We start from the raw sequence: 2,375 nt of genomic DNA on the forward strand, positions 1-2,375 counted from the left end.
GTGACGCCGACGGCGCCGCCGCCGACGACGGCTACGCGCATCGCCCCCCTCGGCAGTGCTGGTCGGCGAGCGGTCGGGAGCGTGAGCCAATCATACTCGTCGTCTCCCGCGCGCTGCTACTTAGCGCCTCGGTCGGGCGGCGAAAAATCGGTCCGGGTCGGCCGGGACCGAGCTACGGCGTCGGTTCGGCCTGCTCGTCGGCCTCGTCCTCGTCCATCCCGCGGAGTGCCTCGACAGCGGCCTCGCGGTAGCGGTCGGGGTCGGCGTCGTAACGGTCCGCGGCCATCCGGGCGTACTCGTTCCCTTCGTCGTCGAAGGCGGCGACGCGCTCGACCGTGCGTTCGGCGGTCTCGACGACCCAGCGGTCCCGGGTCGCGGCGTCGACAACGGTGATCGACTCGGGGCGAACCGAGACGTTCACCGTGCCGTCGTCGGTCTCGTACGTCCGCGGCTTGCCGACGACGGCGACGTAGGCGGGCGGTTCGAGGTCACGCAGCGTGGAGGCGGCTTCGGGCTGGTACTGGCCGGCGTACACGAAGAACGTGCCCGTCGGGTCGACGATGCGACCCCGCCAGTACTCGTTGTCGTCGCCGATGTCCTCCTTCTCGGTCAGGGTGCCGACGAAGAACACGCGGTTGGCCTTCTCCCCCGTCGGGAGCAGTTGGTAGGCCGGGGCGCGCTCGTCGTCGGACTCCTTGAACGTGTGGCTGGCGTCGTTGAACTCGGTGGCGAAGGCGCGGCGGGCGACTTCGCGCATGGGGGCGTCGTTGGACATCTAGATCGACCTCGCTTTGATCAGCGCGCTCTCGGGATCGGCCGGCGTGTCGAGGCGCTCGAACTCGTCGACGAGCACGTAGCGCCCGAATACGGGGCCGGACACCTCGAAGTAGTGGCCGAGCAGGTCGCCCTGCATCTCCTCGACGACCACGGTGGTGTCGAGGGCGTCGGTGGCCATCTGCTTGGCCTCCTCGAGGTCGATCCCGGTCAGTTCCTCGGTCGTCTCCTTGTCGAAGATGACCTCGCGGACCTCCCGGCCGTCGTCGAGGACGGCCTTGATCCGGAGGTCGAACTCGCCGTCGACCTGCCCGTGCTCCGAACACCGGCCGTTCTGGAGCACGCGCGTGCAGTCGTCCTCGGGGCAGCGCTTGATCAGTCCCGAGCCGGACTGCACGTCGACCAGCGCGCCCTCGACGGTGACGGCGTCGTCGCCGACCTCGATCTCCTCGTCGAGTTCGGTGATCGTGGTGGTCTTGTTGAGCTTGACCGAGTAGTTGCCCTCGTACTCGTCGGTGACGACGTTCGAGAGCGCGTAGCTCTTGCCCTCCTCCAGTTCGGGGAGGTCGGAGGTGTCGAACGCGACGAACTTCTTCGTCCCGCTCTCGTCGCCCAGCAGGCCCACCTGCGCGATGGACTCGTGGCCGGGCTCCCAGAGGTCGGCGACCTTCACGCGAAGGTCGATCCACTGTTCGTCCTCGTCGATCTCGCCCAGTTGGGTGAGCTCGCTGTCGGCGCTCCCGAGCTCGTCCCGCTGGAGGTCGGCCTCGTCGAGGTACTGGCTCTCGACGCTGCGACGTGCCTCGTCGAGGGGGACGCGGTACTCGTTCACGAGGGTCTCGAGGCGCTCCTCGACGTCCTCCTGTTCGATATCCAAGTGGTCCGAGAACTGTTCGGCGATCTCCGCTGCGTGACTCTCTAACTCGCTCATGGTTGCCTGCCTCCGCCTGTGTTTCGTCGGGAGGCGTACCGGGCTTGGTGCCTAATGGTATTTAAACTTCCGCCGCCGTGGCGGAAGTGGAATCGTCCGTTTCGGTCGTCGAATCGGCCACTTACGGGCGATCACGTCGACAGGAAACGGCGGGGCACTGCCGGCGTGCCGACGGCTCTTTGGGGGCGGGTCCCCAGTTCCGGCCATGGACGAGCGCCTCGAACGGTTCATCCGGACCAAACTCCGGCGCGCGGGCGAGCAGTTCGAGGAGGCCCGCGAGGCCTACCACGAGGGGAAGGCGCCGGCGGAGTTCGACCTGCCGAGCGACGACGACGGACGGGCGAAGATCGTCTGCCGCCGTCACGCCGACCGGCGCGCGGTGCTGATCGACGCCGAGGGCCGGCCGGCCTGTTTCGACGCCGACCACCCCGACTGTCGGGGCTGTGCCGAGGACGTGCGGGAGGGGATCGTCGAGACGTGGTGACCGCGCCGCGACCGGTCCCGCCGAACCCCGAGGGTTGAACACGCTCGCCGGCAACCGACACCTGTGAAAACCGTCGCACTCGTCCTCGCGGGCGGGATCGGCTCTCGGCTCTACCCCGCGAGCCGCGAGGACCGCCCCAAACAGTTCCTTCCCATCGGCGGCGAGCGGTCGCTGCTCGCCCGAACC

4 protein-coding genes are annotated in these 2,375 nt (G+C 68.5%); 2 read left to right on the forward strand and 2 right to left on the reverse strand.

The features are described 5' to 3' along the window. Positions 1–172 precede the first annotated feature (172 nt). Positions 173–775, reverse strand: coding sequence for an RPA family protein (locus ACFR9S_RS14995; RefSeq protein WP_379732294.1), 603 nt, complete (start codon positions 773–775; stop codon positions 173–175). Continuing rightward, positions 776–1,705 carry a replication factor A gene (locus ACFR9S_RS15000; protein WP_379732293.1) on the reverse strand — a complete coding sequence of 310 codons (930 nt, stop codon included), beginning with the start codon at positions 1,703–1,705 and terminating at the stop codon, positions 776–778. A gap of 205 nt (positions 1,706–1,910) precedes the next feature. Between ACFR9S_RS15000 and ACFR9S_RS15005 the strand changes: the two genes are divergently transcribed. Next, a complete protein-coding gene (locus ACFR9S_RS15005) occupies positions 1,911–2,189 on the forward strand; it encodes a DUF7091 family protein (RefSeq protein WP_379732292.1) in 279 nt (92 codons plus the stop codon). Between the two features lie 63 nt (positions 2,190–2,252). After that, positions 2,253–2,375: sugar phosphate nucleotidyltransferase (locus ACFR9S_RS15010; RefSeq protein WP_379818972.1), on the forward strand; the 123-nt coding region annotated here is incomplete at its 3' end.

Origin of the sequence: Halolamina salina (assembly GCF_042678005.1) — an archaeon.
GTDB classification, from domain to species: Archaea; Halobacteriota; Halobacteria; order Halobacteriales; family Haloferacaceae; genus Halolamina; species Halolamina salina.